32 protein-coding genes are annotated in these 26,627 nt (G+C 67.6%); 13 read left to right on the top strand and 19 right to left on the bottom strand.

Annotation, left to right across the window (positions count from 1 at the left end):
- Positions 1 to 204: 204 nt before the first annotated feature.
- The gene (locus tag G3N18_RS02290) at positions 205 to 1,377 is read right to left on the bottom strand and encodes a sensor histidine kinase (RefSeq protein ID WP_196382705.1); all 1,173 of its coding nucleotides are present in this window, start codon (positions 1,375 to 1,377) and stop codon (positions 205 to 207) included.
- A gap of 263 nt (positions 1,378 to 1,640) precedes the next feature.
- On the opposite strand from G3N18_RS02290, the gene G3N18_RS02285 reads away from it, so the two are divergent.
- Positions 1,641 to 2,372, top strand: a complete 732-nt coding sequence (locus tag G3N18_RS02285) for a response regulator (protein WP_196382704.1) — start codon at positions 1,641 to 1,643, stop codon at positions 2,370 to 2,372.
- Here G3N18_RS02285 and G3N18_RS02280 read toward each other — a convergent pair.
- The 8 genes from G3N18_RS02280 to G3N18_RS02245 are packed head-to-tail and all read right to left on the bottom strand — an operon-like array spanning position 2,314 to position 8,049.
- Positions 2,314 to 3,099, bottom strand: a complete 786-nt coding sequence (locus tag G3N18_RS02280) for a hypothetical protein (RefSeq protein WP_196382703.1) — start codon at positions 3,097 to 3,099, stop codon at positions 2,314 to 2,316. The genes G3N18_RS02285 and G3N18_RS02280 overlap by 59 nt on opposite strands.
- Positions 3,096 to 3,995, bottom strand: a complete 900-nt coding sequence (locus tag G3N18_RS02275; protein WP_196382702.1) for an ATP-binding cassette domain-containing protein — start codon at positions 3,993 to 3,995, stop codon at positions 3,096 to 3,098. Before G3N18_RS02275 ends, G3N18_RS02280 begins: the two co-directional genes overlap by 4 nt.
- Entirely contained in the window at positions 3,992 to 4,642 is a 651-nt protein-coding gene (locus G3N18_RS02270; protein WP_196382701.1) for an ABC transporter ATP-binding protein, read from the bottom strand. The genes G3N18_RS02275 and G3N18_RS02270 overlap by 4 nt, the downstream gene beginning before the upstream one ends.
- Positions 4,591 to 6,072 carry a beta-carotene 15,15'-monooxygenase gene (locus G3N18_RS02265; protein WP_196382700.1) on the bottom strand — a complete coding sequence of 494 codons (1,482 nt, stop codon included), beginning with the start codon at positions 6,070 to 6,072 and terminating at the stop codon, positions 4,591 to 4,593. Before G3N18_RS02265 ends, G3N18_RS02270 begins: the two co-directional genes overlap by 52 nt.
- Entirely contained in the window at positions 6,069 to 6,452 is a 384-nt protein-coding gene (locus tag G3N18_RS02260; RefSeq protein WP_196382699.1) for a hypothetical protein, read from the bottom strand. The genes G3N18_RS02265 and G3N18_RS02260 overlap by 4 nt, the downstream gene beginning before the upstream one ends.
- A 47-nt stretch (positions 6,453 to 6,499) precedes the next feature.
- Positions 6,500 to 7,102 carry a hypothetical protein gene (locus G3N18_RS02255; RefSeq protein WP_196382698.1) on the bottom strand — a complete coding sequence of 201 codons (603 nt, stop codon included), beginning with the start codon at positions 7,100 to 7,102 and terminating at the stop codon, positions 6,500 to 6,502.
- Position 7,103: 1 nt separating this feature from the next.
- Positions 7,104 to 7,688: a stage II sporulation protein M gene (locus G3N18_RS02250; protein ID WP_206692886.1), complete on the bottom strand. Its 585-nt coding sequence runs from the start codon at positions 7,686 to 7,688 to the stop codon at positions 7,104 to 7,106.
- Positions 7,681 to 8,049 carry a hypothetical protein gene (locus tag G3N18_RS02245; RefSeq protein ID WP_206692885.1) on the bottom strand — a complete coding sequence of 123 codons (369 nt, stop codon included), beginning with the start codon at positions 8,047 to 8,049 and terminating at the stop codon, positions 7,681 to 7,683. Before G3N18_RS02245 ends, G3N18_RS02250 begins: the two co-directional genes overlap by 8 nt.
- Before the next feature lie 100 nt (positions 8,050 to 8,149).
- Between G3N18_RS02245 and G3N18_RS02240 the strand changes: the two genes are divergently transcribed.
- The gene (locus G3N18_RS02240; protein WP_196382696.1) at positions 8,150 to 8,425 is read left to right on the top strand and encodes a hypothetical protein; all 276 of its coding nucleotides are present in this window, start codon (positions 8,150 to 8,152) and stop codon (positions 8,423 to 8,425) included.
- On the opposite strand, the gene G3N18_RS02235 is transcribed toward G3N18_RS02240, so the two are convergent.
- Positions 8,416 to 8,508 (bottom strand): hypothetical protein, encoded by a 93-nt coding sequence (locus G3N18_RS02235; RefSeq protein ID WP_196382695.1) that lies wholly within the window; start codon positions 8,506 to 8,508, stop codon positions 8,416 to 8,418. The genes G3N18_RS02240 and G3N18_RS02235 overlap by 10 nt on opposite strands.
- Positions 8,509 to 8,992: 484 nt before the next feature.
- Positions 8,993 to 9,856 (bottom strand): replication initiation protein, encoded by an 864-nt coding sequence (locus G3N18_RS02230; protein WP_196382694.1) that lies wholly within the window; start codon positions 9,854 to 9,856, stop codon positions 8,993 to 8,995.
- 180 nt (positions 9,857 to 10,036) lie between these two features.
- Here G3N18_RS02230 and G3N18_RS02225 point away from each other — a divergent pair, with 180 nt between their 5' ends.
- The 3 genes from G3N18_RS02225 to G3N18_RS02215 all read left to right on the top strand — a co-directional run bounded on the left by G3N18_RS02225 (position 10,037) and on the right by G3N18_RS02215 (position 11,766).
- Positions 10,037 to 10,513: a hypothetical protein gene (locus tag G3N18_RS02225; RefSeq protein ID WP_196382693.1), complete on the top strand. Its 477-nt coding sequence runs from the start codon at positions 10,037 to 10,039 to the stop codon at positions 10,511 to 10,513.
- A 101-nt stretch (positions 10,514 to 10,614) separates the two neighbouring features.
- On the top strand, positions 10,615 to 10,755 hold the full coding sequence (locus tag G3N18_RS02220; protein WP_196382692.1) for a hypothetical protein: 141 nt from the start codon (positions 10,615 to 10,617) through the stop codon (positions 10,753 to 10,755).
- Between the two features lie 72 nt (positions 10,756 to 10,827).
- Complete coding sequence (locus tag G3N18_RS02215) at positions 10,828 to 11,766, top strand: DNA-processing protein DprA (protein ID WP_196382691.1); 939 nt, start codon at positions 10,828 to 10,830, stop codon at positions 11,764 to 11,766.
- Between the two features lie 975 nt (positions 11,767 to 12,741).
- Here G3N18_RS02215 and G3N18_RS16545 read toward each other — a convergent pair.
- On the bottom strand, positions 12,742 to 13,002 hold the full coding sequence (locus tag G3N18_RS16545; protein WP_196382690.1) for a DUF4113 domain-containing protein: 261 nt from the start codon (positions 13,000 to 13,002) through the stop codon (positions 12,742 to 12,744).
- A complete protein-coding gene (locus G3N18_RS16540; RefSeq protein WP_476703405.1) occupies positions 13,002 to 13,373 on the bottom strand; it encodes a Mu transposase domain-containing protein in 372 nt (123 codons plus the stop codon). The genes G3N18_RS16545 and G3N18_RS16540 overlap by 1 nt, the downstream gene beginning before the upstream one ends.
- A 222-nt stretch (positions 13,374 to 13,595) precedes the next feature.
- Between G3N18_RS16540 and G3N18_RS02200 the strand changes: the two genes are divergently transcribed.
- On the top strand, positions 13,596 to 16,169 hold the full coding sequence (locus G3N18_RS02200) for a DEAD/DEAH box helicase (protein ID WP_196382688.1): 2,574 nt from the start codon (positions 13,596 to 13,598) through the stop codon (positions 16,167 to 16,169).
- A gap of 288 nt (positions 16,170 to 16,457) precedes the next feature.
- Here the strand turns inward: G3N18_RS02200 and G3N18_RS02195 are convergent, their stop codons facing one another.
- On the bottom strand, positions 16,458 to 16,994 hold the full coding sequence (locus G3N18_RS02195) for a hypothetical protein (protein ID WP_196382687.1): 537 nt from the start codon (positions 16,992 to 16,994) through the stop codon (positions 16,458 to 16,460).
- Between the two features lie 51 nt (positions 16,995 to 17,045).
- On the opposite strand from G3N18_RS02195, the gene G3N18_RS02190 reads away from it, so the two are divergent.
- The gene (locus G3N18_RS02190; RefSeq protein ID WP_196382686.1) at positions 17,046 to 17,525 is read left to right on the top strand and encodes a hypothetical protein; all 480 of its coding nucleotides are present in this window, start codon (positions 17,046 to 17,048) and stop codon (positions 17,523 to 17,525) included.
- On the opposite strand, the gene G3N18_RS02185 is transcribed toward G3N18_RS02190, so the two are convergent.
- Together G3N18_RS02185 and G3N18_RS02180 are read right to left on the bottom strand one after the other, a co-directional pair.
- The gene (locus G3N18_RS02185) at positions 17,522 to 18,070 is read right to left on the bottom strand and encodes a hypothetical protein (RefSeq protein WP_196382685.1); all 549 of its coding nucleotides are present in this window, start codon (positions 18,068 to 18,070) and stop codon (positions 17,522 to 17,524) included. The two genes, G3N18_RS02190 and G3N18_RS02185, sit on opposite strands and share 4 nt — an antisense overlap.
- Positions 18,071 to 18,141: 71 nt before the next feature.
- Positions 18,142 to 18,672 (bottom strand): helix-turn-helix transcriptional regulator, encoded by a 531-nt coding sequence (locus G3N18_RS02180; protein ID WP_196382684.1) that lies wholly within the window; start codon positions 18,670 to 18,672, stop codon positions 18,142 to 18,144.
- A 161-nt stretch (positions 18,673 to 18,833) separates the two neighbouring features.
- On the opposite strand from G3N18_RS02180, the gene G3N18_RS02175 reads away from it, so the two are divergent.
- The 6 genes from G3N18_RS02175 (at position 18,834) to G3N18_RS02150 (ending at position 23,440) form a co-directional block, all read left to right on the top strand.
- Entirely contained in the window at positions 18,834 to 19,067 is a 234-nt protein-coding gene (locus G3N18_RS02175) for a hypothetical protein (RefSeq protein ID WP_196382683.1), read from the top strand.
- 93 nt (positions 19,068 to 19,160) lie between these two features.
- A complete protein-coding gene (locus G3N18_RS02170; RefSeq protein ID WP_196382682.1) occupies positions 19,161 to 20,795 on the top strand; it encodes a hypothetical protein in 1,635 nt (544 codons plus the stop codon).
- Entirely contained in the window at positions 20,788 to 21,609 is an 822-nt protein-coding gene (locus G3N18_RS02165) for a hypothetical protein (protein ID WP_196382681.1), read from the top strand. Before G3N18_RS02170 ends, G3N18_RS02165 begins: the two co-directional genes overlap by 8 nt.
- A gap of 13 nt (positions 21,610 to 21,622) precedes the next feature.
- Entirely contained in the window at positions 21,623 to 22,282 is a 660-nt protein-coding gene (locus G3N18_RS02160) for a ParA family protein (protein ID WP_196382680.1), read from the top strand.
- Positions 22,279 to 22,623 (top strand): hypothetical protein, encoded by a 345-nt coding sequence (locus tag G3N18_RS02155; RefSeq protein ID WP_196382679.1) that lies wholly within the window; start codon positions 22,279 to 22,281, stop codon positions 22,621 to 22,623. The genes G3N18_RS02160 and G3N18_RS02155 overlap by 4 nt, the downstream gene beginning before the upstream one ends.
- 172 nt (positions 22,624 to 22,795) lie before the next feature.
- Positions 22,796 to 23,440 carry a hypothetical protein gene (locus G3N18_RS02150; RefSeq protein WP_196382678.1) on the top strand — a complete coding sequence of 215 codons (645 nt, stop codon included), beginning with the start codon at positions 22,796 to 22,798 and terminating at the stop codon, positions 23,438 to 23,440.
- 252 nt (positions 23,441 to 23,692) lie between these two features.
- Here G3N18_RS02150 and G3N18_RS16425 read toward each other — a convergent pair whose 3' ends face one another.
- From G3N18_RS16425 to G3N18_RS02135, 3 genes are read right to left on the bottom strand one after another with little or no spacing between them, the layout of a single operon-like run.
- The gene (locus G3N18_RS16425) at positions 23,693 to 24,559 is read right to left on the bottom strand and encodes a redoxin family protein (RefSeq protein WP_196382677.1); all 867 of its coding nucleotides are present in this window, start codon (positions 24,557 to 24,559) and stop codon (positions 23,693 to 23,695) included.
- A 29-nt stretch (positions 24,560 to 24,588) separates the two neighbouring features.
- Positions 24,589 to 25,551 carry a GNAT family N-acetyltransferase gene (locus tag G3N18_RS02140; RefSeq protein ID WP_196382676.1) on the bottom strand — a complete coding sequence of 321 codons (963 nt, stop codon included), beginning with the start codon at positions 25,549 to 25,551 and terminating at the stop codon, positions 24,589 to 24,591.
- 3 nt (positions 25,552 to 25,554) lie between these two features.
- Positions 25,555 to 26,604, bottom strand: coding sequence for a S66 family peptidase (locus G3N18_RS02135; RefSeq protein WP_196382675.1), 1,050 nt, complete (start codon positions 26,602 to 26,604; stop codon positions 25,555 to 25,557).
- Positions 26,605 to 26,627: the final 23 nt, after the last annotated feature.

Genomic DNA, 26,627 nt, shown 5'->3' with positions numbered 1-26,627 from the left:
CCGGCCCTTCCTGACCGTCTACGAGCCCCTCCCGCGATCTGGTGAGAGCGCTCGACCATCTGAGCGCCCTGGAGAAGGGCGAGCTTGAAGAGCGCTACGGGGTGGCCCCTTCGCTGTTCGCGCAGTTCGGCCTGTTCCCGCTGACCGCACCGGATGAGAGCGCGCCGATGTGGACGCGCGAAAGCCCGTACGGGGCCGTGACGATCACGCGCGGCGTACAGCTGCCCTTCGGGGAATGCGCACCTCGAGGCTCCAGCGTCCGCCCCGGTCACCGACCTCGAGCTCACCGCCGAGGCTCCGCACCCGCTCCGCCATGCGCACCATGCCGTAGCCGCCGGGAGGGAGCCGATGGCGGTCGCCCTCGCCGAGGTCGTTGACCATCCGCAAACCCACGAAGTCCCGCTCGCTCGTGAAGCTGAGCTCGGCACGGCCGGGGCTCGCATGCTTCAGCGCGTTGACCCCGGCCTCCCGGACGATGCGCGCGAGCGCCGTCGTGACCGGACGAGGAAGCTCCTCGGCAGTCAGGTCGGCGCCCCGCAGCGCGACCACCCATCCCGTTGCGGTCAGCTCGTTCACCGCCTCGGAGACCGCGGAACCCAGATCGCCGATCACGACGTTCTCGTCCCCGGGGAGCACGTCCATCTCCCCCAGCATCCATCGCAGATCGGCGAGCGCCTTGCGCGCGGCTGCCGAGATCGCCCCCTGCGACTGCCGCTGCGCGTCGGCCTCTGTAGAGCGCTCGAGCACGCTCGCGTGCATCGCGATGATCGTGAGGTCGTGCGCGAGGATGTCGTGCAGCTCGTCGGCGATCCGCTGCCGTTCCGCGTGCGCCGCCGCCGCCTCCTGCTCCACACGCTCGGCGAGCTCCCGGGCCGTGCGCTTCTCGGACGTGATCGCCCAGCGCTGCAGAGCGCCCACGCCGATCGCGACCCCCGCGATGATCACGATCACGATCGTGCCGCCGAGACCCAGGTCGCGCTGCGTGGACGCGGCCACCAGCAGCAGGACCATGTAGACCGCGGCGTAGCCGGCGACGATCGCCCGCGTGCAGCTGCGCGCGACGAGCCCCGCGGCCAGCGCGCCCGCGAGCAGGGCCTGCGGCACGACGTCGAGCGGGAACGACAGCGCCACGGCGATAGGCAGCACGATCGCGCCGATCCGCGGCGTCCACAGGAACAGCGCGAACGCCGCGATGAGCACTATCTCGAAGGCGTCGCTGCCGAGGTTCGGCGCGGCCGACGGCAGGAGCACGCCGACGATAAGGCCGTTCACGATCAGGGCGCCGAGCACCCCTCGCTCGACCCTCGACAGCGGCGAGGAGCGGACGAACAGGTCACCGACGCGGGGTGCGGTCAGCCGCCGTCCCGGGGTGCTCATGTGTCGTCTGTCTCCTGACGCTCTCGCCGAGCGTCCAGGTTACCCCTGACAGATGCGGAGCAGCTTGCACAGCTCGGTGAACGGTCCCATCAGCAGTCCCAGTCGAATTCCCATGTCCCCCATCCTTCCTGCGTCCGACTTTCGGGCGCAGGAAAGATTGTCCGTGCAGGCCGTCGCGCGCGGACACCGCCGAATGTCCGGAATCGGACCGGCCGTTCGTCCGGTCGGCCTGCGTGATTCCGCACGATGCGTAGGCTGGTGATATGGAGACGGTTCGCGTGCTGATCGCCGACGACGAGACCCTCGTGCGCCGCGCGCTCTCCGTGTTCATCGAGGGCGAGGCGGGGATGACCGTCGTCGCCGTCGCGGCGGACGGCGCAGAGGCGGTCGCGATGGCCGCGGAGATCCACCCGGACGTCGTGCTGATGGACTTGCAGATGCCCCGCATGGGCGGCATCGAGGCGATCCGCCGCATCACGGCCGATCTGTCCGGCGCCCGCGTGATCGCCCTCACCACCTTCGGCACCATGGAGCCCGTGCTCGCCGCGCTGAACGCGGGCGCATCCGGATACCTCCTCAAAGACACCGACCCCGAGGACATCATCTCCGCGATCCGCGAGATCCACGCGGGCGGCGGCGTGCTGTCGCCGCGCGTCACGGAACGTCTGCTCTCGTCGATCCACGAGGGCAAGGGCGTAGACGCGGGGGCGGCGGCGATCACGCTCCCCGAGCTGAGCGACCGCGAGAGCGAGGTGCTGACGGAGCTCGCCCACGGCAGGTCGAACATCGAGATCGCCGCGGCCCTGCACCTCTCCCCCGGCACGATCAAGGGCTATCTCAGCTCCATCATGGCGAAGTGGGATGCTCGGGATCGCGTGCAGGTCCTGGTCCTGGCCGCGCGGGCCGGGCTGATCGGCTTCGCTCCTCTGAGCACGCTCAGAGGAGCGGCCGGTTGCGGAATCCCGCCCAGGCCCACGCGGTCAGCACGACCGTGAGTCCGAGGAGCGCGATCGATGCCGTCACCGGCGTCGCGCTGAGCAGATCCGGCTCGTTGGCCGCCGAACCTGCCGAGAGCGAGTGCACCATGGCGTTGGAGGCCGCGACCGGGAGGTACTCGGCGACCTCCGCCAGACGCCCCGTCGCGAGGACCGCGAGCCTCGCCGCGGGCTCGACGATCAGGATCCAGCCGAAGGCGATCGCCGCCGCCGCTCCGGCCGACCTCGTCAGGATCGCCAGCGCGGCTCCGATGATCGCGAAGCACGTCTGCGCGATCACGAACATGCCTGCGACCCGCCACATGACCTGACCGTCGACCTCGGCGCCGGTCGGCAGTACGAGAGACGCCGCCCCGAGCGACAGCAGCGCGGTCGCCGCAGACGTGCCCGCCGCGACAATCCCGATCACCGCGAGCCGAGCGCCGAACAGACGACCGCGACGCGGGAAGAGCACCATCGTCGTGCCCGATGCCCCTCGCCGCAGGTCGCGGGAGGCGAGGAGGATGCCGAGCAGCACCGACACCGAGACCGCGAAGGGCCCGCGTGTCATGGCCACCGTCACGGACGAGGTCACGGACTGCAGGAACGCCTCCGGGGAGGTCGAGTCCCGTATCATGGCGACGACCGCGGCGGCCATCCCCGCGCCGGTGACCAGCGCGATGCCGGCGAGCACCCACAGGACGCGCATGGCGCTCACACGCAGCGCCTCGAATCGGACCTCGGTCATGGCCTGCCTCCGTTCGCCGGCGCGGTGAGGTCGAGGTAGACCTCCTCGAGCGTGGGGGTCATCTCCTCGAGCCGGGTGACGACGAGCCGAAGTCGGCACGCCGCCTCGCCGATCACGCGTCTGCCGACGCCGCGCACGACGAGCTCGGTCGCCGTGCGTATCGTCACCTCGACGGCGCCCGCGCGTCGCAGCTCCTCCGCGAGCGTCACGGGCTCGTCGCATTCCACGAGCACATGGCTCATGACGGACGTCGCGAGGAACTCCTCGATCGGGGCGTCGGCGACGAGCCGACCCGCATCCAGCACGACGACCCTGTCGACGAGGCGCTGCAGGTGGGCGAGGTGGTGCGAGGTGATGAGGACGGACCCGCCGCCGTCGGCGAACCGGCGTATCCGGTCGAGCATGACGGGCACCGCATGCGCGTCGACGCCGTTGAGGGGCTCGTCGAGCACGAGCGTGCGCGGTCCGCCGAGCAGCGCGCCCGCGAACGCCACGCGCTGCGTCTGGCCGAGCGACAGCGCGCCGATCCTCCGCGCAGCGATGTCGCCGAGTCCGTGCTCGACGATCGTCTCGTCGACCGCGGAGCGCGGCGCGCGGCGCGCCACCCGGATGAGCTGCAGGTACCGGCGAACCGTCCACGCCCGATCCAGCCCGCCGTCGTCGACGATGCTGCCGAGCGTCTCCCCCAACGGCTGCCCGGGCGCGGGGCGATCTTCGACCAGCACGTCGCCGCCCCCACGGATCAGACCGAGCAGCAGTCGCAGGGTGGTCGACTTGCCCGACCCGTTGGGTCCGAGCAGGCACACGATCTCGCCGGAGCGCACGGCGAAGGACACGTCGGCGACGCCGCCCCCGCCGGGGAAGCGGTAGTCGGCACCACGGAGCTCGATGCTCATCGGACCCTCTCCACGTGCGCGTCGAGCGACAGGGTCTCGTCGATCCGCAGGCCCGGAGGCACGGCGTGCGAGACGACGACCAGCAGGACGTCCTCGGCCCAGCCGTTCATCTCCCCCACCATCCGCTCGGCCGACTCCGCGTCCACACCGTTGAAAGGCTCGTCGAGGAATCCGACCGCGAAGCGTCCAGTCGTGCACATGAGGTACCACAGTCGACGGGCCGTGCCGGTCGAGAGTGCCGAGGTGCGGGTGCCGAACCAGCGGTCGATGCCGTAGGCGCGTGCTCGCTCCAGGGGATCGTCGCGGGTGACGCCTGCGAGGTCGGCCGCGAGCGCGAGATGGTCGAGCACGCTGAGGTGCGGATGCAGCGCCGGGGCCGCGCGGCAGACGCGTCGATGCGCGCGCACCGCCGGGTGGTGGGCCTCCTGCCCGTCGACTCGGATGCTGCCGGCGAACGGTCGCAGATAGCCGGATGCGGCTTCGATCAGCGTCGACTTGCCCGATCCGTTCGGGGCGTCGAGCCGGACGATGCCCGGTCCGGCGAGCGAGAACGTGAGATCGCTGACCACCGGACGGTCGGGCGCGTACCCGACCGTCAGACCAGCGGCCTCGAGGGAAGGGCGAGAACGCGACGTCTCGTCACCCATGCGGCACCTCCCAGGGAGAGAACGGATGAGGCGACGCCGAGTGCGGCGACACCGGCGGCGGATGCCGCGAGGACGACGACCGCGAACGCCGCGGACGTGATGACGCAGAAGACCCCGGCCGAGAGCGACGAGGGACTCGAGCCGTCGGAGCGCGGCGGCTCCGCGGGAACGATCGCGGCAGCGACCCAGGCGGCTGCGAGCGCCGAGAGCATCACGCCCACCGGCACGGCCGGGCTTCCGCCGAACGCGGCCGCGGCGATCGCGAGCGGCGCCGTGAGTCCCAGGCCGATGACGACGGCGACGAGCACGGGGGCGGCGGCCAGCGTCCAGGAGGATGCTCCGGCCTCCCAGCTCGCCCGCCAGCGGGGTGCGAGTGCCGCGGGGCCGATCCACCGGCTCAGCATCTCGGCGACCGTGAGGCCGAGCACGAAAGAGAGGACGCCCGACAACCGATCGATCGCCACCTCCGGCAGCTGCCATCCCGTCGCGGCGGTCAGCTGCACCCCGGCCGCGGCGGTGCCGCCCGCCCAGACGACGAACGCGAGACGGGAGAGGGACGTCGCCCGCGGGAGCGGGGAGAGGTCGCTCAGCACGACCCCGATCCACACCCCCGATGCCGAGCCCCGCCGGAGGCGCGACCGCGTCACGCGCACCTCCTCCGACCGCACCGCGACGAAGTCGGAGCGGCCGACCGCGCGGAGTGCAGCGGCGGCGACGACGGCCGAGACCACGGCGCACGCCACGACGACCGACGCCACAGAGGTCCAGGATGCCGGTGCGACGGCATCCGCGCGGGCGACAGCCGTCACGACCGTGAGCCGCACCGCCCCCACGATCACGAGCCCCGCGACTACACCGGCGGGCACCGCGAGGAGCGTCCGCGTCCGTGCGTGCGGATTCGCCCAGGCGGCGGTGGAGGCCGTGATCGCGAGTACCCCTCCGAGCACCGCCGCCGGCATCGCCGCGAGTGCGATGACCTCGGCGGTCGACGCCCCGGCCACGATCACCCGCGCAGCGACCCCGCTCGCGATGCCGCACACGAGCGCCCCGGTCGTCACGAGCCGGTCGCGGCACTCCACGAGGACGACGGCCCGGCGCGGGATGTCCATCGCGACGAAGAACCCGGCCAGCGGATGGTCCACAAGCTGCAGGCGGCGGGTTGTGAGGGACTCGCGCACCGCATGGAGGATGACGACGTAGGCGCCGATCGCGAGCGCGCCGATCACGACGACGCTCGCCCCCGTTCCGGGAAGCGCAGAGCTCACGGCATCCACGGCGATCGCCGACGCCACTCCCGAGCCGCACAGGAGCAGCACGGCGCCGAACGCCTTCGCGACGCGGAACCCCGGGAGCGTGAGCCGCCATCCGAGGCCGTCCAGTGTCGTGGCATCCTGGATGCTCCGAGCCACACCTGCGGCGGTCGCGCTCACAGGCGGTCCTTCGTCACCGCCGCACCCGCCTCTGTGCGGAGCATCAGGGCCATGGTCGCGAAGGCGATCGCGACGATCACCGCGGGCAGGTAGACCAGGAACCCGGGCTCGAGCGCCGCGGCACCCCAACTCACCGCCACGGCGATCGCCGCCAGCAGGAAGGCGACCATGTCGAAGCCGAACCGCGGAGCGGACTGCGCCGTTACGACGGCGAGAAGCGCTGCAGCGAGCACCGCGGTCGCGATCACCACGATCGCCCCCGTGTCGAGCGCGCCGGACGCATCGAGGTCGCGCAGGACGGTGAGGATCGCGTAGACCGCGAGCACCGCGATCAGGAGGGACGCGACGATGCGTCGCGACGAAGCGTAGAGGGTCTGCATGGGGGCTCCTTTGGTCGGGTGAGAGGGGCGGGGTCAGAGGGGCGGGGTCAGAGGAGGAATGAGATGGCGGCGACGACGACGAGCACCGCCACCAGGAGGATGCGGCCGCGCGAGCCGCGGTCGCGGAGTGCGGGGCGCGTGCACGCCCACACCGACACGACGGCCACCAGCACCACGAGCCAAACGACGAGGAACGGCGAGTCCTTGGGCGCGGTCAGGCCGAAGGCGAGGGCCGTGAGCTGCACCGGCAGCGTCGCGGCGATCCCCACCATCACGGCGGGGCCGAGCGCGGGGCGCCGCCCCTTGCGGTCGGCGCGGCGGCCGGTCGGGACCATGACGCCGGCGAGGAGCTTCTCGTCGACCGTCGCGCACAGGAACAGGTAGATGATCTGGAACACCGCCGAGATCACCACGGCGAGCATCACCCCCATGCGCACCGCGAGCTCGGCGAGCGCGGGGTCGTCGAGACCGGCGGCGAGGTCGCGCACCTGATCGTCGGCCGTGATGCGTTCGAGCAACTGACCGCTGAGACGGACGACCATCACGACGACGGTCGCGAGCACCGCCGCCCAGAGGATGAGCCGGTCGGTCCGGCGGGGGGCCGCGGCGACGGCATCCGTCCGTGGAGCGGTGGAGAGCGGTGCGCTCATGTCAGATCCTTCGTGAGCTGATGATGGCGGTCTCGACGCCCGCCCCGACGACGATGAGGACGAGGGCGATCGCGAGGAGGAGAAGGGAGCCGGGCAGGGGTGCGAGGTAGCGGGCGAGTGGTCGCAGCTCACCGAGGCGCCGCGACGGGAAGAGCAGGGCGGATGCGGGGACCAGCCCTGCCGCCGCCGCGAGGAGCAGCGCGGGGAGTTCGATGATCGCGTACCCGATGACGGAGGCGAGGGCGGCCGTGAGTCCGATCTCCGTCGCCGCTGCCGCCGTGCTCGCGCCGACGAGGAACCCGAGGAAGGCGATCCCGATGAGCGAGCCGAGACCCGCCGTCAGGACCCCCGCGAACAGGCCGAGCGCCACGGCGGCGTTGCGCAGCAGGATCGCGAGGAACAGCGGCGTGTCCGGATCGCCGAGCGGAGCCGCGAGCGACCCGCCGCCGCCGGCGACCCGACCCGATAGCGTCGAGTACGAGATCAGCACGGCGGCGATGAAGAGGACGAGGACGCCGGCGCCCGCGATGCCGAGGCTGCGCACATCGAGTCGCCCCCGTCCACTCATGACGGAGTCGTCAGGCAATCGCAGCCTTCTCGCCCCACTTGGTGATCGCCCAGCGCGCCGTCGCGACGACCGCGCCCGCGATGCCGCCCGACACGAGCGCCATGGCGATCGCGAGCACGGCGCCGCCGACCGAGATCGCGTTCACGATCTGGGTGGCGACGGCGGACGAGAGCCCGAACATGCCGGCGATATACGCGGCGCTGAGCCCCGCGAGGACGATTCCGGCTGCCGCGACAATCGCGGAGACGGCGACGGTGCCGCGCGACGTCCGCGACTCTGCAAGTGAACTCTGCATGATCTCTTCTTCCTGTTGGGCCCGAGGGCTGTCGTTCGAGCCCATGTGCTCGAACGACAGCAGGTTCCCATCGACGGAGATCAAGTCGATAGGCCGATTGTCCGGTCCCGGGCGGACGGACGTCCAGACGACGTTGGCGCTGACGCCGGGAGAGTGGGGTCTCATGCCGTGCACGGCTTGTACCGTGGAGGGATCATGGCGACCGACCATCGCGCCCGGCTACCGGGTGCAACAGGTCAAGTCGAAGTTCGCGGCGCTGTGCTTCTACGCGCGCCCGTCCGATGACGTGTACGCGCTCGATCCCACGTTCGATGAGGCGATCCGCGCCGCCGAGTGGGAGAGCACCGAGACGTGCGAGGACTGCTGCGCATCGGGTGCCGGTTGCTACACGATCCGGCTGTGGTCGTGGACGCTCTGCCCCGAACACGCGCGAGAGCGCGCGGCGGTCGCTCAGTCGTAGATGTCGGAACGGTGGCCGAGGTCGAGGGCGACGATGACGACCTCGCTGCGGCGGATGTCGAGAATGACCCGGTAATCGCCCACGCGATACCGCCACAGACCCGCCAGCGGCCCGCTGAGCGCCTTGCAGGGCGCGGTGGGGTCTTTCCCATCGCGGCGAGTCGCGTAAGGCCGTCACGGACGCGCTGAGCGGTCTTCCTGTCGAGCTTGCCTAGCGCTTTCTTGGCGCGGGCGAGCATCTGCACTTCCCACATGGTGAATCTCCTAGCTCGGGTGGGTTCGCCCGCATTGTCTGCGGGCCTCTACCTACACCCCTGCGGCAAGTGGGATCAGTCGAGACCGAGTTCTCGGGCAACCTCGTCGAGCGAGACCAGAGAAAGGTTAAGTATGTAGGGGTTACTGCGACCCTCGATCCCAGTGTTTTCTAGGGAACGCGGGTCTTATTACCCTACCGATTGGAAGCCGATTACCCTACCGATTGGAAGCCTCACCAGGGCGCGTCGGGTAGTTATCCACAGGCTCGGAGGGTTCCAATCGGTAGGGTAATCCGGCGCTTATCCACAGGGGGTCAGTCGCCCCGTCTCGGCTCGATGAGCAGCGGGGATCGAGAGACCTTGACGCCGCCCGGCTTGGCCCTCGTGCCGCGCACGACCTCGACGCGGCCCTCGGGGTAGTACCGCATCGCCTCAGCGAGCGCGGCCTTCCACTTGGCGGTGAAGTTGTCGAGCCTGGCGTAGTCGTGGGTGAACGTGGCGAACAGGTACGGCCAGTCGTAGAACGCCTCGCGCTTGCCCGAGCGGTGCAGCCAGTAGGTGATGCTCCCGAGCCACAGCAGCACGTCGAACGCCATAGGCTTCCCGGCCAGCTGCGCGAGCAGATCGCGGCGCACCGGCACGTTCTGCCCGCCGAGCACCAGCTGCATGAACCCGTGCGAGAGCATGATCGTCGGCTCGAACCCTGCCAGCGCGTCTTGCTCCGGCAGCCACAGATCGAACCCGTCAGCGACCCGCGCATCACGCCCGCTGACGCGCGTCCTGCCCTTCTCGGGGTCGTAGCCCTTGGTGACGAACGTGATGGTCGAGCGGGCCGTAGAAATCACCTGATCGAGCACCGCCCGGTTGCGGCTCCCGCTGCGAAGTCCGAGCCGCTGCGTCGTGTAGCGGTTCAGGGTGTCGGTGAGTTCGACAACCTCGGGGTGCTCCTTGCCCTGCCGGGCCGCGCTGCGTACCTCGGTCGCCAGATCGACCAGGAACAGGCGCGGGATGCCCCCGGACGGGTAGCGAGTCAGAGCCGGTCGCCCGCTCTCATCCGCCCAGACACCGCGAGCGATGGTCACCGATCCGTACGGGCTTTCGCGCGTCCACATCGGCGCGCTCTCATCCGGCGCGGTCAGCGGGAACAGGCCGAACTGCGCGAACAGCGAAGGGGCCACCCCGTAGCGCTCTTCAAGCTCGCCCTTCTCCAGGGCGCTTCACCCGAAACCTGCTTACAACTTGCAAGCACAATTCGTCACCCTCAAGAACAACCCTCACCACCACGCACGTCCCCTCAATGTCGGAACCCCCTACTAGTTTGTAACTGTCAGGGAAACACAACAGAAGGAGCAACCACCATGGGAATGGACGTCTTCGGCAAGGCCCCGGTTTCGACCGAGGGCGAGTACTTCCGCAACTCGGTCTGGTGGTGGCATCCGCTCGCGGAGTACATCACCGACTCCCACCCCGATCTCGCCGCGGCCTGCACCCTGTGGCACACCAACGACGGCGACGGGCTCGATGCCGCTGATGCCGTGGCGCTGGCCGATGCGCTCACCGCAGATCTCGACAGTGGGGCCACGGCTCTCTACGAAGCGGAGCGCAATGCCCAGATCGCCTCTCTCCCTCGCGAGACGTGCAAGCTGTGCGCCGGAACTGGAACCCGCTCCGACGACATCGGGATCGAGATGGGCTTCACCGCTCGGGGATGGTGCAACGGCTGCGACGGCATCGGCGACCGCGAGCCGTGGGCGGCGTCCTATGCCTTCGAGGTCGCGAACGTCGCCGAGTTCGCGAAGTTCGCTCGGGCGTCGGGCGGATTCGAGATCTGCTGACCCCCCGCACGGAGGAGGAGAAGGCAGAACTCTCCTCCTCTTCCCCATGTCCGCCACCTCCGTTATACTGTAACTGTCAGAGATACTAACAAGGAGTTGCAATGGCCACCACGATGCAGGACACGATGAGCCAGCACTACGCCGAGCAGTACGGGATCAACTTCGAGCCGGACTCATATGACCCGCTCTGCGACTTGTTCGACGGCTCCTTCGGCCGCGACTGGGCGGACCTGCGCCACTGACCCGCTGGATGCGGGGTGCCCACTCCTCCGCACCCAGCATCCAACCCACGTTTTCCCGAGAGGACACCCAAGATGAGCACCCTCCTCACCGACACCGATCTCGAATCCCGCGCCGCGTGGTCGACCATCACCGAGCCCGCCGATGCGGTTGCCATCGCCTTCACCGCGGCCCTGGGGCACTCGGCAGCACTCACAGAGCTTGAGCGTCCGGCGAGCGCCGTCCAGTCGCTCATCGACGTCGGTGCCGCCGCCGACCGCCCCGAAGCGACCGCTGCGATCCAGCGTTGGACTCCGAGGCTCCAGTCATCCGCAGTCGGTCAGGCCCTTACGGCCGCGGCCCGAGATGGTATCCAGCTGATCGACCCGTCACGGGTCCTCGGCCTCACGGATCTCGGCAGCCAGGCTCCACACCTAATCTGGCTGCGCGGCGACGCCGCGGCACTCACCGGACCGACCCGTAGCAGCGTCGCCATGATCGGCGCGCGGGCGAGCACCTCCTACGGTGACACGGTTGCTCGCGAGCTCAGCCAGCAGCTGGTCAACAGCGGCATGACGATCGTCAGCGGTGCCGTGTATGGAATCGACGGGGCATCGCACCGTGCCACCTTGGAAGCCGGTGGGACCACGGTCGCCTGGCTTGCGGGTGGCGTCGACCGCCCCTACCCGGCTGGCCACCGCGACCTCATCGACCGCATCGTCGAACGCGATGGCGCTGTCGCGAGCGAGATGCCTCCGGGTGCTACCCCGACGCGCTGGCGCTTCCTCGCTCGCGGTCGTCTCATCGCAGCGGCGGCCGCCGTGACGATTGTGGTCGAGGCGGGATACCGTTCAGGCGTGCTGACCACCGCGAGCACCGCGGTGACCCTGGGCAGGGTGCTCGGGGCCGTCCCGGGTCCCGTCACGAGCCCATCGTCCACCGGATGCCACCACCTGATCCGCGAATACGGAGCATGCCTCGTCACAGACGCCTCCGACATCCTGTCCCTGATCGACGCGGGAGCAACCGCGTGAGCAACGCACGCGGGCTGAACTGGTCTCAGCGGGTGACGATGCGGATGATCGCTGACGGCCGATCGCCCGCCGGAGGTTCGAGCTTTCTCTACACGAAAGGACTCGGCATCCCGGGCGGGACAATCCGGTCCCTACAGCGGCGAGGGCTGATCGAGCGATACTCCTGGCTGGAACCGGGGTGGGTGCTTACAAAGGCCGGCGCCGATGCGATCCGCAGCGGAGAGTGCGACGACGAGCAGGGGCTGGAGTAGCCATGGGGTGGACGGGCAGCGCGTACGACGCGGCCGGGAAACGCAACTCTTCGAAGACGCACGCACGCAGGCCGCACCCGTGCGATTTCTGCGACGCGATCTCCCACGGCAATGGCGGCCGCGTGGCGCATGCTCGTCGCCACGTACGCGCTGGCGAAGCCGTCGAGTTCGTGAAGTGGTACTCAATGTCCGTCAGCCCTTCAAGGGCATTCCTCCCTGCTGATGCGCACGAACGGATCGACTGGTTCCTGCAGCAGGGGTACGAGCTCGTACCGATCGGAGGTGCAGCCCGATGACGGTGTCGCGCGATTGCGGGGCGCCCCGCAACGCCTCATTCTGGGGGATCGATGCAGTGACGATCATCTGCGATGGCGCACCCTGGCCGGAGGGGCCGTGCGGGGCCAATCGTGTCCCTCTCCGCGCGGCCGCCGCAGCGAACGTCCGGGCGCACGCGCGAGCTCTGGGGTGGCGAGTCAACGTGCCCGGCGAGGCAAGATCTGATGGTCGACGTCGACGACTGGACTTCTGCCCCACGCACGCAGCCCGTCCCGGCGAGCTCCCCACGAAGGACTGAGTCCCCGGCGATGATCGAGAGAAGGCGTACAGGATTCAACCGCTATCGGTGGGAATGCGATGTGCCTGCGTGCCCGTATTCGGGTTCGACCGACACGTTCAGTCGAGCCTCCCTCGCCCTGCAGTGGCATGTCGAGGAGAAGCATCCGGGTCACGCGAGCGCGGTGGCCAGCTCTCCCCAGTGAGTCGTTGCCCGCGGGGTGAGCATCTCCCGCTTCATCTGCCAGTCGGGTCCCGGACGAAGTCCGGCGTAACCCAACCCGAGAAGACCGCGCCCTTCTCGACGTTGGTGCGACCAACCCTCCCCGCGCGCGGTGGCGGCGAGGTCTCCCCAGACTCGTCCGATCGTGGGGGCCTTGAGCGCGCGGGCCAGATAGCCGAGCGTCGCGGCAGTATCGGTGCCGGCACCCATCACAGCACCTCCCCGGTGGTCTCATCGAACCGGACCCCGAACAGGGCGTCGTAGTCGCCCGGGTCGCGGAACATCACCCGCCGCTCCGGTGATCCAAGACCCGCGCGTCCCCGCTCCCGTTTCGCGTCCGAGAACTGGCTGCGCAGGCCCTTCGCGGTCACCACGTGTGCAGGGTCAGTGATCACTGCGCTGGTCGCCCAGGAGCGTTCATGATCGGCGACTGCGGTCCCGTCGCAGACCACGATCACCCTCGTCAACGTCGCGGTCACGTCGACGAGCCGGCCGATCACCCGTGGGTCCACAGAATTTCGACCGACACATCTCTCGGCGCCCGATCGATAACGGCGTGGCGCTGATCCACGGTCACACATTCACGAGTCGCGGGAGCGAGCGGCAACCAGTTCCACGTTGGCGTCGACGCGTTTGGATTCGAGCCGGTCCCGTTTAGTGTCATCGACGCATGGCTCGACGCACTCCGGCCGGGCGGCGGTTCCCGCCGACTCCCATGACCGGTGGCGAGACGCGCGCCTACGCCAGACTATGTTGAGCGCTCAGTTCGATTAGCGGAGCTGTCGGCGTGAGAGGAGCATTCTGTGGCGTTCGTCGGCAAGACCAAGAAGGCTGTCCAGCAGTTCGACACCCCTGAGGAGATGTACCTCAGCCCGACGATGCCGCGGACCAGCAAGGCCGTGCCCGGGCTGTGGCTGCACCAGGGTGATGTGATCCGCTCGTATGCGGAGGAGCACACGAAGACCCCTGACCTCGCTCTCGAGTTACCGACCGGCACTGGGAAGACGCTTCCTGGCCTGCTGATCGGTGAGTGGGTGCGCCGGAAAGGTGAGGGCCCGGTCCTGTACGCGACGCCGACTACGCAACTCGCGAAGCAGGTCGCGAAGACGGCGAGGCGCGAGGGCGTCCCGGTCGGTCTTCTCATCGGGAAGCATGACGACTGGGATCCGCTCGCGGAGATGGCCGTCGAGGCGGGCGAGATGATCGGTCTCACCACGTACAGCTCCATTTTTAACAGCCGTCCGTACGTGCCCGTCCCCCGGCTCCTCATCTTCGATGACGCGCACGCAGCGGAGCAGTTCGTCGGCCACAAGCACGGCGTCGACATCCGCCGCTCCAAGGATGAGACCGCGTACCTTGCGGTGCTGGCAGCGTTGAAGCCGTTCCTGTCGGGGATCCAGTACCAACGCCTGGAAGGTGCGCCGGACCCTGGCTCTCATCATGCGGTGCGTCTCATCGTCCCCGCCGTCGACCCGGCAGCGTTGAAGGTCCTCGATGCGACGTTGGCGAAGCTCGGGAGGCCGCACAAGTACGACCACGCGATGATCCGTGCCGGGTTCGACTCGGCCCTCGTGTACCTGTCGTACAGCGGCATCCAGATCCGCCCAATGGTCCCGCCTACGTCGGAAAGCAGGGTGTTCGCGCAGGCCGGGCAGCGAATCTACCTGTCCGCGACTCTGGGGTCTGGGGGTGAGCTGGAACGCGCGTTCGGGCGCACGCCGATCGTCCGGATGCCGCTGAAGTCGAAGACGGCGCCGAGATCGGGTCGACGCCTGTTCGTGTTCCCAGACCTCGTCGCCGGCGGCGACAGCCTGACGCTCACCAAGCGGATCGTCGCGCTCACCGACAAGGCCCTCGTGCTCAGCCAGGACACCGTAGACCGTGCGAAGGAAGCGGCAGCCGAGCTCGCCGGTGAGGACGTCCCAGTGCTCGGGAAGGATGAGCTAGAGAAGCAAGGTCTCCTCGCGTTCGCGAAGGCGAAGACTGGCGTGCTCGGGCTCGCGAACCGGTACGACGGCATGGACCTGCCTGACGATGCGTGCCGGATCGTCGTCCTGGATGGGAAACCGGACGCTGTCGGGCTGCAGGAGCGGTTCCTGAGCGAGCGGGCGGAAGCGAACTCAGCTCTGTCGGAGCGGATCCGCACCCGGATCGTGCAGGGGGCAGGTGGGAGCACGCGGGGCCCGAACGACTTCGCGGTCGTCGTCATCCGCGGCACCGATCTCACGAAGTACTTTGCGCGCCCGGAGAACATCGCCGCTCTGGAGCCGGAGTTGCAGGCCGAGGTGTTATTCGGGTGGGAGAACAGCAAGGGTGTCGACGCGGACGACATCATCGAGAACGTTGAGACGTTCCTCGAGCACGACCAGGACTGGCGCACGTACGGCGAGGAGAAGGTCGCTGAGTTCCTCGAGGACGTGAAGAAGGTCGAGCCGGCCGCTGCCGAGCCTCTCGGCAAGGCCGCACCGCTGGAGGTGGAGGCGTGGCAGCTCGCTTACGCCGGCGAGTGGGTCGCGGCCAGCGAGAAGCTGCAGGAGGCGGTCGTGCAGGTCGGACCGGAGGCCACGCGCGGCTACCGGGGCATCCTGCTATACATCGCTGGCGTGTGGATGCATTTGGGTGCCCAGGATGAGACGCAGCGCTCGAAGGCGCGTGACCTGATCCGGGATGCGGGGAAGGCCGCGAACCGTGGGACGTGGTTGCGGGAGATGATGCCGTTGCCGGGTGCACCGGAGACGGACTTGGAGCCGATGGACGTCGTGGCTGTGAACACGATCGTGGCGCGTCTGCGGGGAAAGCTGAAGACCGGCGCGATCAAGGCTCGGCTTGCGGAGATGCAGGCGGATCTCGCGCAGGACGAGGCGACGCAGTACGAGCGTGGTCTTACCAGTCTCGGGCTGTTCCTCGGAGCCGCCGCGGAGAAGCCGAGCGGTCAAGCCCGTGCGGACTCCGCGTGGGAGTGGGGTACTGCGATGTGGATGACGGTGGAGGCGAAGTCGGAGGAGCACGACGACGGGTTGCTGCCGGTTAAGGACATCCGGCAGGCGAACACGCAGATGGATCAGCTTGCCGCTGACCGTGGCGCCGACCACGCGCCCGCCGGCAGCCCCATCATCCTGCTATCCGACCGGTTGGCTGTCGACCCGCAGCACGCTCGCATCGCGGGGCCGAGCGTCTACCTGAGCACCCCTGACGTCGTCAACGGGATCGCCGCTGACGTAGGCATGGTGTGGGCGGACCTGCTGTCGACTGCGACCGGCAAGCTGTCAGAGGCCAACCAGAAGAAGCACGTGCGCGCTGTTCTCACCGACAACGGTTGCCTGCCGAGCCAGGTCATCGACAGGCTCACCCAGAGCAGGATCCGTCCGGGCGATTGAGGGAGCGGTCGATCTCTGATCCGGCCCATGCTGGTCCCGGACAAGTCGTTCGGCTGGAGTGTCCCAATCGAGCGTCTTGCGTGGACGTTCGTTGAGGTCCTCGGCGACGCGCTGCGCATCTCCTCGAGCAGGACAACGGCCGCGCTGGTCTTGCCTGCGCCCTTCTTGGCGAGGATGCCGTTGGAGCTCGTGATGAAGTCGAGGGGGAGGTCGACGCCCTCGGCGACGCGCAATCCGGTCATGGCTTCACGCAGGAGCACCACGATCCCAGGCGATCAGCTCGCCGGGTCATGGTGCCGTCGTCCCCTTCGTAGACCGCGGCTTCTTCAGCAGCTTCGCTCCGAGGAGCTTCTCGAGGGCCTGGACTTCCTCGTCACGCCAGCGAACCTCCCCCAGCAGGCGGGATCGGAAGGGGCCGGCGCCGACGCCGATCGAACGCGCTGCCTCGAACGCGCTCATCGACTTCTTCGCGAGCTGCTCCTGCACCGAGGCGCTGACCTTCTTGCTCGTATCCCAGTCGAGGCGGCCTACCGTGTTCCGTGCAGGGCGACCCACCGTCTTAGGTTCTCGGTTCTGCTGCGCGGCGATGTAGGCCTCGATCTCAGCGCGGTGGAAGACCGCCGTGCCACGGAACCCTTCGATGCGCATGGGCTTGGGGAACAGAGGTACGCCGGACGGGTTCCCCTTCGCCTCGAGGGCACGGGAGCGTGTCTGGTAGACGCGCACCGTGTCGTGCCGAACCCCGATCATCTTCGCGGCTTGCAGGTAGGTCACGAACTCTGGGCGGACGACGTCCTCCAACGGGATCGTCAGCTCTGAAACCATTCCTGTTCTCCGATCGACTATTGGAAGGTTCGTAATGCACGAGGATACCAAATGAGCGCGACGCCGCCGGGTGAAATGATGGTCGGCATGTCGATTCCTCGCTTTGCATCCGCCGCACCGGATGGGGTGGTGGTCTACCCCAACCCGTTCGTGTTCCTCGCCGAGGATCCACGTCGAGAGGCCACCAACGGGGTGACAGGAGACCTCGGCGGGTGGGATGTCGCCGACGGCTTTCGCCTCTCGGAGGGCATCGGTGATTCTGAGTGGCGAATCTCGGTGCTGCACGGCGAGGTGTACGCGGTGTTGCGGAGGTTCCCGGGGCAGCGCGAGTACTCGTTCGATGGGCCTGTGTGGATGATCGCGGAGATCCCGCCGGCGCTGCGGGATCCTGTGCTGCGATCGCTCGTTCCGCACGAGTCGGTCCAGGAATTGATGGCCGAGGTTGAGCGGCTGCGGGCTGCTCCCGACTCGCTTCTCACCGCAGTCGAGGTGATCCGGTCCGGGTTGCGCGCCTTGGCTGCGGGTTCCTAGACCTCAGCGCGGCTGGGTTCCGTGAGCTTCTTGCGCTGGCTGGGACTGGGGCGGTACATCGCGACGCCGTAGGGGAAGGCGGGCCCGACCTCGATCAGCCCCGGCAGCCTCTCGGCGTACTTCGCGGCCAGGATGGGGGCGGATGCGGTGAGCTTGATCCCGACATCGGCCGCGTCGGCAGCCGTCGCCACGACGGCCAGCAGTAGCTTCTGGAGCCGCTCACCGGCTCCCTTGGCTCGTGGCGCCCGGTTGTGATCGGTGATAGTCCAGTACTCGCTGGTGGCGTGGATCGTCATTGTCGAAGTGCCGTCCTCGAGCACGTAGGTGACGCGTTGCGTCTGCCGGCTCCGTGACCTCATCAGCAGCGCCACCAGGAGGAGGAGGACGGCGATGCTCACTGCGGCCGCGGCGAGGACGGTCAGTCCGTACTTCACCCCGATTGCGACGAAAGCGACGCCGAGGAGGAGGAGGAGGGTCGAGAACGCTCGCTGACCAGCCGTCGTGTGAGTGGTGAACACCCGCTGCCACAAGAGGGATCGGAGCACCCACCCGAACTGACGGAGCCGATCGCAGTTCGTAGCTCTCCGGACGCCTGCCGGCGGATCGGGCAGCGACGTCATGCCTTGGAGCTCCGCGCGGCGCGCCGTTGCGCGCGCGCCCGCTCTACGTGATCGTTCGCGTCGGCTGTGGCGATGGAGAGGAGCTGCTCGAGCGCGACGAGCTCTTCAGGCTTCCAGGCGGTTCGGCCGCGCAGTCGCTCGCCGAGGGTGACGGTGTTCAGCGACAACTGGTCGGCCAACTGTCGGAGGGTGGACACGTCAGGTTCGCCGGCGCCCCCTGCCACCGCTCGTCGCACGCGGGTGGCGAACGGGGCATCGTTACTATCGCTTGGCTGCGCCGTGCGAGGGGGTCGCCCGGCGACCCCGCGGCGCTGTGAACGGGCCTCGATGTAGGCGTCGATCTCCGCCTCGTCGAACAGCGCGGTGCGACCGTCGTACCCGACGGGGTCGGGGAACCGTAAAGGTCCCGGCAGCTTCGATCGATCGTTGCTCCGGTACACGTAGACGGTGTTCAGCGAAACGCCCATCTTCTTGGCGACGTCCTCGCTGCTGATCCGCGGCGTGGATCCTCCGCGACCCTGGGTCATCGGCTCTCCTGTGTCTTCGCTGCGGGCCCGAACAGACGCCGGCCCTTTCATGAATGTAACCACGTACCGGAGACGATCCGAGGTCGATTCACGCTGACATCGGGGCACAACACGCCCATGCCGCTTCCTGGTTGCGCATCATGGTTCCGTAACATGGTTCTATGGCGAACAAGAACGTTGAGAGCATCCGCCGAGAGATCACCAAGGTCGGAGAAGAGATCGCTCGCACGGACGAGCTACTCGAGAAGCGAGGGCGGCTCGTGGAAGAGGCTCGGGCCGCTGGCCTGACCTTCCGCGAGATCGCGGCGCTGCTCGGCATCACGGAGACGGGCCTGCGCAAGACCCAGAAGGCGTTCCGCGCCAGGGTCACGACACTCGAGGCGAAGGCATCCTGATCCCGCCGTCGGGCAGCACTATTTTCGCGCCATGAAATTTGCTTGCAAATTGCAATATAATTTAACTAATATAAGGTCATGGAGGTGACGGGTATGGAGGACTTCGACTACCGCCCGAAGCCTTGGGTGCCGAAGGATGTTCCCACGATCTGGGTCGACCACACGACTGGCCAAGGCGTCACCCAAGATGGAGCCTCCGTGCGCCCGGTCATCGGTGACCGGCGCAAGAATCCCAACCTGACCGATCTGCTCGACACGGCCGCCAGCTTCGGCGCCAATCGGATCATGCTCACCGGGAAGCGCCCCGAGCCCGAGCCCGGGATCCGGCACTGGCTCTACGTGCAGACGCCGAAGTGGAAGTCCGGAACGCACTGGATCAACAACGGGCCGCCTACTGGGCGCTTCGAGCACGAGACCACCGGGTTCAAGATCGAGGTACGCACGGCAGAGGAGTGGTTCGGGACCATCCCCCTATCTCCGGCCCAGGCGCGCAGCGCGTGGGACACAACGGCCGCGATCCTCAAGGCTGCCGACGAGCGGGCCCGGATGTTCAACTCCCCCGCCGCGACCGGCACCAATCTGTGGGCACTGTCGCTCCCCAAGAACGTCAACCCTGTTCCGGTCTCCTCGGATATCGCCGAGGAGATCCACGCAACCAGCGGCCAGCACCACATCGAGCACCTCGTCGCCGGTCCCGATGCCTCCGCCCACGAAGACTGCGTACCGCTCGTGGACCCTGCCAAACAGAAGAAGATCAACGAGTTCGCCTACGTCGATGGACGCTTCATGTACGCGGCCTTGGGTCGCGAACTCGGGATCGGGCCCGCAAGGCGTCTGAACCGCGCCGCCGCGTATCAGCTGCTGGAAGAGGACCCGTACGCGCGAGCTCGGTTCTACGTCCGCTTTCAGGTGCCGTCGACGTGGAACCACGTCGGGATCCTCGGGGTTCGGCATCAGCGCGTCGAGGACGGCTGGTACTACCCCAACCGGCCAGGAGCTCGCGGTGAGACCTGGGCGGATGCGGCCGAGGTCCAGGTGGCTCTCGCTGCAGGATGGGTCGTGGACCCGCAGGAGGCGATCGTCTTCCGGAAGGCGCGTCCTCTGGACACCTTCTTCGAGCGGATCATGCGTGCGAGGGATCGGGTGAACGAGCACCCTGATATGCACCCGATGCTCCGTCGAGCCGTGATGGCCGCGCTGCGTGCGATCATCCTCCACAGCGTCGGCGCGTTCGCCTCCTCGGGTCGGGATCAGACCCGCGTTGCCACGAGCGCACTCGATGTGCCGGCGCAGTATCAGTCGAGGATGCAGCGTCAAGGCAAGCTGTTCGTCTACCACGTGCCCACCGAACGCAATGCGCGCACCGAGTCGTTCTATCACCCGGAGCTCGCCGCGCAAGTCTGGGGCAGGGCGCGTGCTCGTGTCCTCGATGGGCCCAGCGCGCTCGGCCTACACACCGCGGGCGCTCTCGCCGTCGACCCGACGACGCTGCTCGGCATCCAGGGCGACGCCATCTACACCAGCACTCTGCCGACCTGGTCGCTCCCTGTCGCCAACGGTGGCGGCGACGACGGCAAGACCGGCCGGCTTCGGCTCCAGGGGTATCTCGGCGGCGGGTCCTTCGTCACCCCCGAAAGAATCCAGCAGCGCCTGTCACTCCGGGCGCGGGCGGAGAAGGCCGGCATCGAGGCCGCGCTCGAGCAGGATGAGGTGATGGTCGGTGGCTGATGAGCAGCGATCCGCGCAAGATCTGGTGCGCTTTCTCCGCGGCCGCGGTGTGTCAACGACGGAGATCGCCGCGGAGCTTCACCGTTCGCCTCGAATGGTGCGGAAGATCCTGAACGGGGAGACCAGCGGTGCGCTGTACCGATCCACGCTCGAGGAGCTCGCCACCACGGGACGCACGTCAAGCGTTCCCCCGCGTCGACGCCTGAAGTCCGGCGGCCTGGTTCCGGTGCGCGCGAAGGCGGGCAGCAAGGAAAAGACCGTCGTCCCAGAAGACCCGGGCGGCAAGTACACCTCCTCGCGCCAAGGTGGCGCCATGCAAACGTCGACGACATACATGGCCGAGGGCGGTCGCCAGATCGAGCTGCGACTGCCGAAGGGGAAGACCGCCAAGGGCCGGTCCCTGGCGGATGCGGAGATCGTGAAGCAGATCCGCAATGCTGCGAAGGGGCAGGCCAGAGACAGCCAGAAGAAGGTGCGCGCCACCTTGACATTCGCCAACGGTCGGGTGATGGAGGTCAACACCTACAACGCCTCCACCATGCTGCAGCGCGTGAACGAGGCCGGCGGCAGCGCCCTGGACTGGCTGCGCACAGAGTCGAAGAACCGGTATCTGAACCTCGATGTCGACCGTGAATCGATCACCGGCGTGGTGCTCACCGTCACTTCCGAAGCAAAGACACCCGAGTACGAGCAGAACAAGAACAGCGGCCGCACCCGGAGGACTAGAGCCTTGAGCCCGGCCGAGCAGAGACGCGCAGCAGAGAAGCAACGGCTCGCGGATGAACGACGTCGACGCGGCGGCCGCAGGTCGTAGCGAGGAGCGAAAGATGATGACTGAGAAGAAGACGCCGTTGCAGACGCCGTTGCGACTGACGGTGGGAAACCTCAAGGGCGGGGTCGCGCGGTCCACGACCTCGATCATGTTGGCGTTGGCGTTGGTGCAGCGCACGGGGCAGCGGGTCCTGCTCGTCGACGCGGACAGCGCGAACGGAACCAGCTTCGAGTGGTCGGAGTATGCCGGCGAGGTGTGGCCGGCCGAGGTGAACGTCGTCTACCTGCCCTCCCAGCTGCTGGCCAAGCGCGTCCGTGAGATGCAATTCGAGGGCCACCTGATCATCGACACCGGCAACGACTCGACCACGCTTCGCCAGGCGCTGATGGTTACCGACCACCTGCTGATGCCGATCGGGGCGACCCCGTCGGAGGCGACTCGGCTGACTCCGACGCTGCAAGCCGCGGCCGAGGTGGCGAGCATCAAGCCGGTCCAGCTGTCGATCCTCTTCACCCGCACCAAGCCGAACACGATCAGCTTCCGGGAGGCCTGGGAGCAGCTCAAGCAGATGGAGGGCGATGTTGAGGGGCTGCACGTGCTCGACGTCAACGTGCCCTTCCAGCTCCTCTACTCACAGGCGTTCGGCACGGCCCCCACGAATCTCGGCGTCTACCCGGATGTCCTCGAAGAGATCCTTACTGGAGGCTCGCGATGACACAGCCGAGGTCGCAGAAGAAGACGGACTGGAGCGCCGCCTTCAGCAAGCCCGAGACAGCTCCTCGGTCGCTGGAAGCCGTCCCTGACGAGGAGACGGAGACCACGACGCCGACGACGGCGGCGGCGGCCAAGTCCCCCAGACAGGGAAAGCCCCGCGGCCCGTACAACGTGAAGAAGGTCGACAAGAAGCCGGCCACGTTCCGCCTGCCGCCTGATGTGCTCGAGCTGATCGACAATGCCCGCGAAGAGGCTGCGGAGAGCGGGGTCCGTCTGACGAAGGACGATGCCGTCACCGCCGCCATCCGCCACTACTACGGGGGCAGCCGGCGTCGGCGCTGACCTCTCACGGCCGGGGCCACCACGTCGATACTCGGTGATCGCAGGCGCACGACTTCGGTCGCCCCGAGACGCATTCCCGAGTAAGTGTCGCGACACTTGTTTGTAAGTGATGATTACTTCGATGTAGCCTCTGACGCACAAGAACTCACTACCGAGAGAAGGTGCGACGAGCATGATCATCGTCAACATCAGGAGATCCCACCGCCGAGTCCTCAACGGCGAGCTCACCCTTGAGGACGCCACCCGTGGCAACTGGACAGCGATCACCGATGATGCGGTCGAGGAGTACGGCGACACCATCGTCGGCGTCGTCGGCGACGAGGTCGTCTCCGCGTTCGACATCACCGGTCACACGCGCGACGAGGCCGGACTGATCACCTTCTCCGTGCGGCCGTCCGCCGAGTTCGCCTACCTGGTGGGGCAGCCCAGCCCCGTCGGCCCCTGGGTGAAGGGTCAAGGCCGCCCCATTCGCTACCTCCACAGCGACTATGTGAGACACGGTGACGTGTCTCCTGAGGGAGGCGGCAACTACTCGCGCGCGATCGTCGGCGGTTACACCCTCGTCGTCGACGGCAATGGCAGAGCCAACGTGATCCCCCCCGCCGGGGGAACGGTCATCGTCTTGCCGCCGGCGCGAGCAGACCACCACCCCCTGCAGTATCTCTCCCCCGACGGAGAGATCTACCCGTGCCAGATCATCGACAAGCACCCCGCGGGTGAGCTCATCTTCATCGAGTACCTCAGGAACGGCATCCCCACGATCGCGAACGTCGACGAGGCCCTTGTCGTTGACGACGTCGACCCCGGTCAAGGATGACGACATTTCGACCGCTACGCGCGGGCTCCGACGGGTGCCCGCGCGTAGCGGAGTCGGCCACTGAGTCAGCACCACGGGGCGCGAAACTGTCCGATGACACCGCATCTGTAGTTTCTGCCAGCGATGTTGAGGTCGTAAGCCCGACGAAGTCGCGGGTGCGATTGCGGCGAAGCCCGTTCGGTCGGCAGCGGTTTGCCAGGTCACCTGTAGTTCGCCGCAGTTGTGTCCCCTATGGCGCCGATGCGCTTGCCTCTAGGCACTCCGATGCGGGTGCCCGGTAGGCGTGCTGAGAGCCGCGAGGAGTTCGCGGGGGTGCGACGCCGCATCGGCGATCTCGAGTTGCGCCATGACGATGACCCGGTCGCGCACGACGAGGGTGCATCGCTTGTAGAGTTCCGTGCCGGAATACTTGAACGTCTCGATCCCAAGCGCTCGCCCGAGTTGCACGTTCGGATCGGACAGCAAAGGGTAGGGCAGGTGTAAGCGCTCAACGGCCTCCTGCTGATACACAGTGTCTTGCGTCGACAACCCGTAGATCGACAGGCCAACTCGGGAGAACTCGGCGGCGAGGTCACGAAACTCACACGACTCTGCCGTGCACCCCTTCGCACCCGGAATGAGTGCCCAGTCATCAGGCTCCAACTGATCGGGACGGCCCGTGCGTGGGTAGATGAACAGCACGAAGTCGCCGATCTCGTCCCGACCAAGGTCGACAGTGCCGCCAGTCGTCGCCGCGAACTCAAGTGCTGGGACAGGCATTCCGACAAGGCGCGCACCTGCCTCGATGATCTGCTCGTTCATCCCGCCATCCTGCCACCGCCAGGCGGAATCGGTGAACGAGACCGGCTTTCCGGTGGCGCGAGCGTAGTCGATCTCCCTGCTCGTGGATTCGCCGATGTAGCCGCCGGGATTGACCACGAGCACGCGATCAGACAGGTCGATCTTGCGTAGGTGGAGCGCGTCGAGCACTGCCTTCTGATCGTCGCCAACGGTTCCGTTCATCTCACCCGGCGCGAGGACGATGATGCCGCTAAGTGTCAGCTCACCGTTCGCCTTGCGCATTTCCGCGACGAACCGCGCCGAGCCACAGATGCAGACGACTTCAGGACGGTTGAGCACAGTTAAGTCTCCGATCGGCGTGCTCTGAGCTATGCGCGATCCGATCGCCGCTGGAGCAAGAGCGGCGACTCTTCGAAGCCCGAACGGTTGTACAGAGATAGAGATCGAGCGCTGGCCGCCACAAGCGTCCTCGCCACCCCTCGCGTGTCCGCGGCGGCGCAAAGCGCATCCACGAGGCGACGTCCGACGCCCCGACCCCGATGGGCAGGACTGACGTAGACGCTCTGGATGTCGGCCGTCAGCCTTTGGCGATCGGAAAAGTCGGGCACTCGCTCGAAAAGCACCATCCACGCCATTCCGACGACACGCTCGTCAGCGACGGCGACTTCCACCACCAGGGAATCACCCTGACGGCGGATCCAGTTCGCGAGGGCGGTTCCGAACTCATCCATCGCCAGGCTGCTCGGCGATTGATCGAGGTTGGCCCACTCGACCTTGAGCTGCGCCAGGCCGGCAGCATCACCGAGGGTCGCGCGGCGCACATCGACATCCGTCGGCGCCGGGGCGTCGGCGAGAATCTTCACGATGTCTACAACAGTTGCGCGCCCGCCATCCAAGCGAGCGATCACGATGCTACGAAAGTATCGGAGCGGGGTGAGGTCCGCCCCAACCGATGGCGCGAGAGTCACATGAGGTCGGTAGCCCGTGAGCCAGTACGCGGGCTCGTCAGCCACGACTCCAACCGAAGTCAGTTCGGTGACCAACTCGTCGTGCAGCTTCGCCATCGACTCCGATCGCACCAACCTGACTGGAATATCTCGATTCGGACCGAACAGCGCGCTGTCACCGAACTCGAACGGTAGGGGCCGTTCTACGGCGAGAACGCGGCGCATTCCAGCCGCGAGCGTTTCGACAGGCACGTCAGTGGTGAAGTTCGACACGACTGTGACATGCGCCGGCCATTGCTTGCGGTCGATCTCAGCGCCAACGGTCATCTCGCTGAACATCGCGGCGACGACGTAACGTCGAGTCGGCGCTTCTTCCCTCGCCATGCCTCAGTACACCGCCGTGACTGTCCGTGCCGTCGAGTCGAGTCGCATCAGACCGCCGTACGGGATGATCCATTGGGGTCGGGTGTGACCGAACGGTGGCCCCACGCACACCACCGCCTCAGGGTTGTATCGGCCGACCTCGGCGATGACCACCTCTCGTTGCTCCCGACGCAGACGGTCACGGGTTGCATCGTCGGGAACCAACTCGTGCGAGCTCACCGGCGGTCGGGCAACGACCACCGCATCGACGGCGCCCAGCACACCACGCTCGCCTAGGGCACGCAGCCAGCGCCCGATCAGAACCGCGGGCGGAACTTCCTCGCTGGACTCGAGGATCAGAACCCCACCGCGAAGCGCGTCCAGCGAGGGCACCCTCCCTGCGACCGTGATTTGATCCACGACCTCGAAGCATCCGCCCCAGGTTCTTCCCTCGACCACACGGTGCGGGCCAGCCCAGACCCACGGCGCCGTGGGCTCGCGCCGACCGAACTCCAGGAGAGCTGCCGGCGAGAGCCAGTCGGGTCCGAAGTCCTCCGATTCCCCCGGCTCGGTGATCTCGACCTCCCGGCCGTCGAAGAGCGCGGCGCGCAGGCTTGCCGAATGGACTGGGTCGATGCCCGGCCCGGGACCGAGATGGACCTGGGTGGACCCGCCGTAGAACCCCGGAACACCCAGCTGCCACAACCAGTTGAGGATGTTCGTATTGTCGCTGTAGCCGAAGAACGGCTTCGGGTTCTCGATCACCACCCCCGGATCGAGGTGAGGGATCACGGTGATCTGGTCGTCACCGCCGACGCTCGCAAAGATCGCGCTGATGGTCCGATCTGCGAACGCGGCGTTGAGGTCGGCAGCTCGAGCCTCGGGCGATGCCCCTAACTCACGTGTCGTCGGGAACTCGACCGGGATGAGGCCCAGATCAGTCTGAATCCTCCGCATGGCCTGCTCATGCACGGCCGGAGCGAAGCCGGGCGCCGCGAAGGACGGCGACAGCACCGCCACCCGGTCCCCCGGCGCAAGCTTCCGAAGGCGAGTCGTCGGCGTCTGCTGAACCATTCGGCAATTCAACCATCGCTTGG

The organism is Microbacterium paulum, from assembly GCF_015707995.1.
GTDB lineage: Bacteria > Actinomycetota > Actinomycetes > Actinomycetales > Microbacteriaceae > Microbacterium > Microbacterium paulum.
This window is presented reverse-complemented; position numbering and strand designations above follow the sequence as displayed.

What these genes read in the sequence shown, in the direction of transcription:
- G3N18_RS02275 (WP_196382702.1), bottom strand. Translation starts at nt 3,995, where the DNA reads ATGAGCATCGAGCTCCGTGGTGCCGACTACCGCTTCCCCGGCGGGGGC.
- G3N18_RS02255 (WP_196382698.1), bottom strand. Translation starts at nt 7,102, where the DNA reads ATGAGCGCACCGCTCTCCACCGCTCCACGGACGGATGCCGTCGCCGCG.
- G3N18_RS02140 (WP_196382676.1), bottom strand. Translation starts at nt 25,551, where the DNA reads ATGGCGAGGGAAGAAGCGCCGACTCGACGTTACGTCGTCGCCGCGATG.
- G3N18_RS02135 (WP_196382675.1), bottom strand. Translation starts at nt 26,604, where the DNA reads ATGGTTCAGCAGACGCCGACGACTCGCCTTCGGAAGCTTGCGCCGGGG.
- G3N18_RS02175 (WP_196382683.1), top strand. Translation starts at nt 18,834, where the DNA reads ATGGCGAACAAGAACGTTGAGAGCATCCGCCGAGAGATCACCAAGGTC.
- G3N18_RS16545 (WP_196382690.1), bottom strand. Translation starts at nt 13,002, where the DNA reads ATGGGTGCCGGCACCGATACTGCCGCGACGCTCGGCTATCTGGCCCGC.
- G3N18_RS02170 (WP_196382682.1), top strand. Translation starts at nt 19,161, where the DNA reads ATGGAGGACTTCGACTACCGCCCGAAGCCTTGGGTGCCGAAGGATGTT.
- G3N18_RS16540 (WP_476703405.1), bottom strand. Translation starts at nt 13,373, where the DNA reads ATGTGTGACCGTGGATCAGCGCCACGCCGTTATCGATCGGGCGCCGAG.
- G3N18_RS02155 (WP_196382679.1), top strand. Translation starts at nt 22,279, where the DNA reads ATGACACAGCCGAGGTCGCAGAAGAAGACGGACTGGAGCGCCGCCTTC.
- G3N18_RS02285 (WP_196382704.1), top strand. Translation starts at nt 1,641, where the DNA reads ATGGAGACGGTTCGCGTGCTGATCGCCGACGACGAGACCCTCGTGCGC.
- G3N18_RS02220 (WP_196382692.1), top strand. Translation starts at nt 10,615, where the DNA reads ATGGCCACCACGATGCAGGACACGATGAGCCAGCACTACGCCGAGCAG.
- G3N18_RS02160 (WP_196382680.1), top strand. Translation starts at nt 21,623, where the DNA reads ATGATGACTGAGAAGAAGACGCCGTTGCAGACGCCGTTGCGACTGACG.
- G3N18_RS02150 (WP_196382678.1), top strand. Translation starts at nt 22,796, where the DNA reads ATGATCATCGTCAACATCAGGAGATCCCACCGCCGAGTCCTCAACGGC.
- G3N18_RS02290 (WP_196382705.1), bottom strand. Translation starts at nt 1,377, where the DNA reads ATGAGCACCCCGGGACGGCGGCTGACCGCACCCCGCGTCGGTGACCTG.
- G3N18_RS02260 (WP_196382699.1), bottom strand. Translation starts at nt 6,452, where the DNA reads ATGCAGACCCTCTACGCTTCGTCGCGACGCATCGTCGCGTCCCTCCTG.
- G3N18_RS02195 (WP_196382687.1), bottom strand. Translation starts at nt 16,994, where the DNA reads ATGGTTTCAGAGCTGACGATCCCGTTGGAGGACGTCGTCCGCCCAGAG.
- G3N18_RS02180 (WP_196382684.1), bottom strand. Translation starts at nt 18,672, where the DNA reads ATGACCCAGGGTCGCGGAGGATCCACGCCGCGGATCAGCAGCGAGGAC.
- G3N18_RS02270 (WP_196382701.1), bottom strand. Translation starts at nt 4,642, where the DNA reads ATGGGTGACGAGACGTCGCGTTCTCGCCCTTCCCTCGAGGCCGCTGGT.
- G3N18_RS02190 (WP_196382686.1), top strand. Translation starts at nt 17,046, where the DNA reads ATGAGCGCGACGCCGCCGGGTGAAATGATGGTCGGCATGTCGATTCCT.
- G3N18_RS02280 (WP_196382703.1), bottom strand. Translation starts at nt 3,099, where the DNA reads ATGACCGAGGTCCGATTCGAGGCGCTGCGTGTGAGCGCCATGCGCGTC.
- G3N18_RS02225 (WP_196382693.1), top strand. Translation starts at nt 10,037, where the DNA reads ATGGGAATGGACGTCTTCGGCAAGGCCCCGGTTTCGACCGAGGGCGAG.
- G3N18_RS02215 (WP_196382691.1), top strand. Translation starts at nt 10,828, where the DNA reads ATGAGCACCCTCCTCACCGACACCGATCTCGAATCCCGCGCCGCGTGG.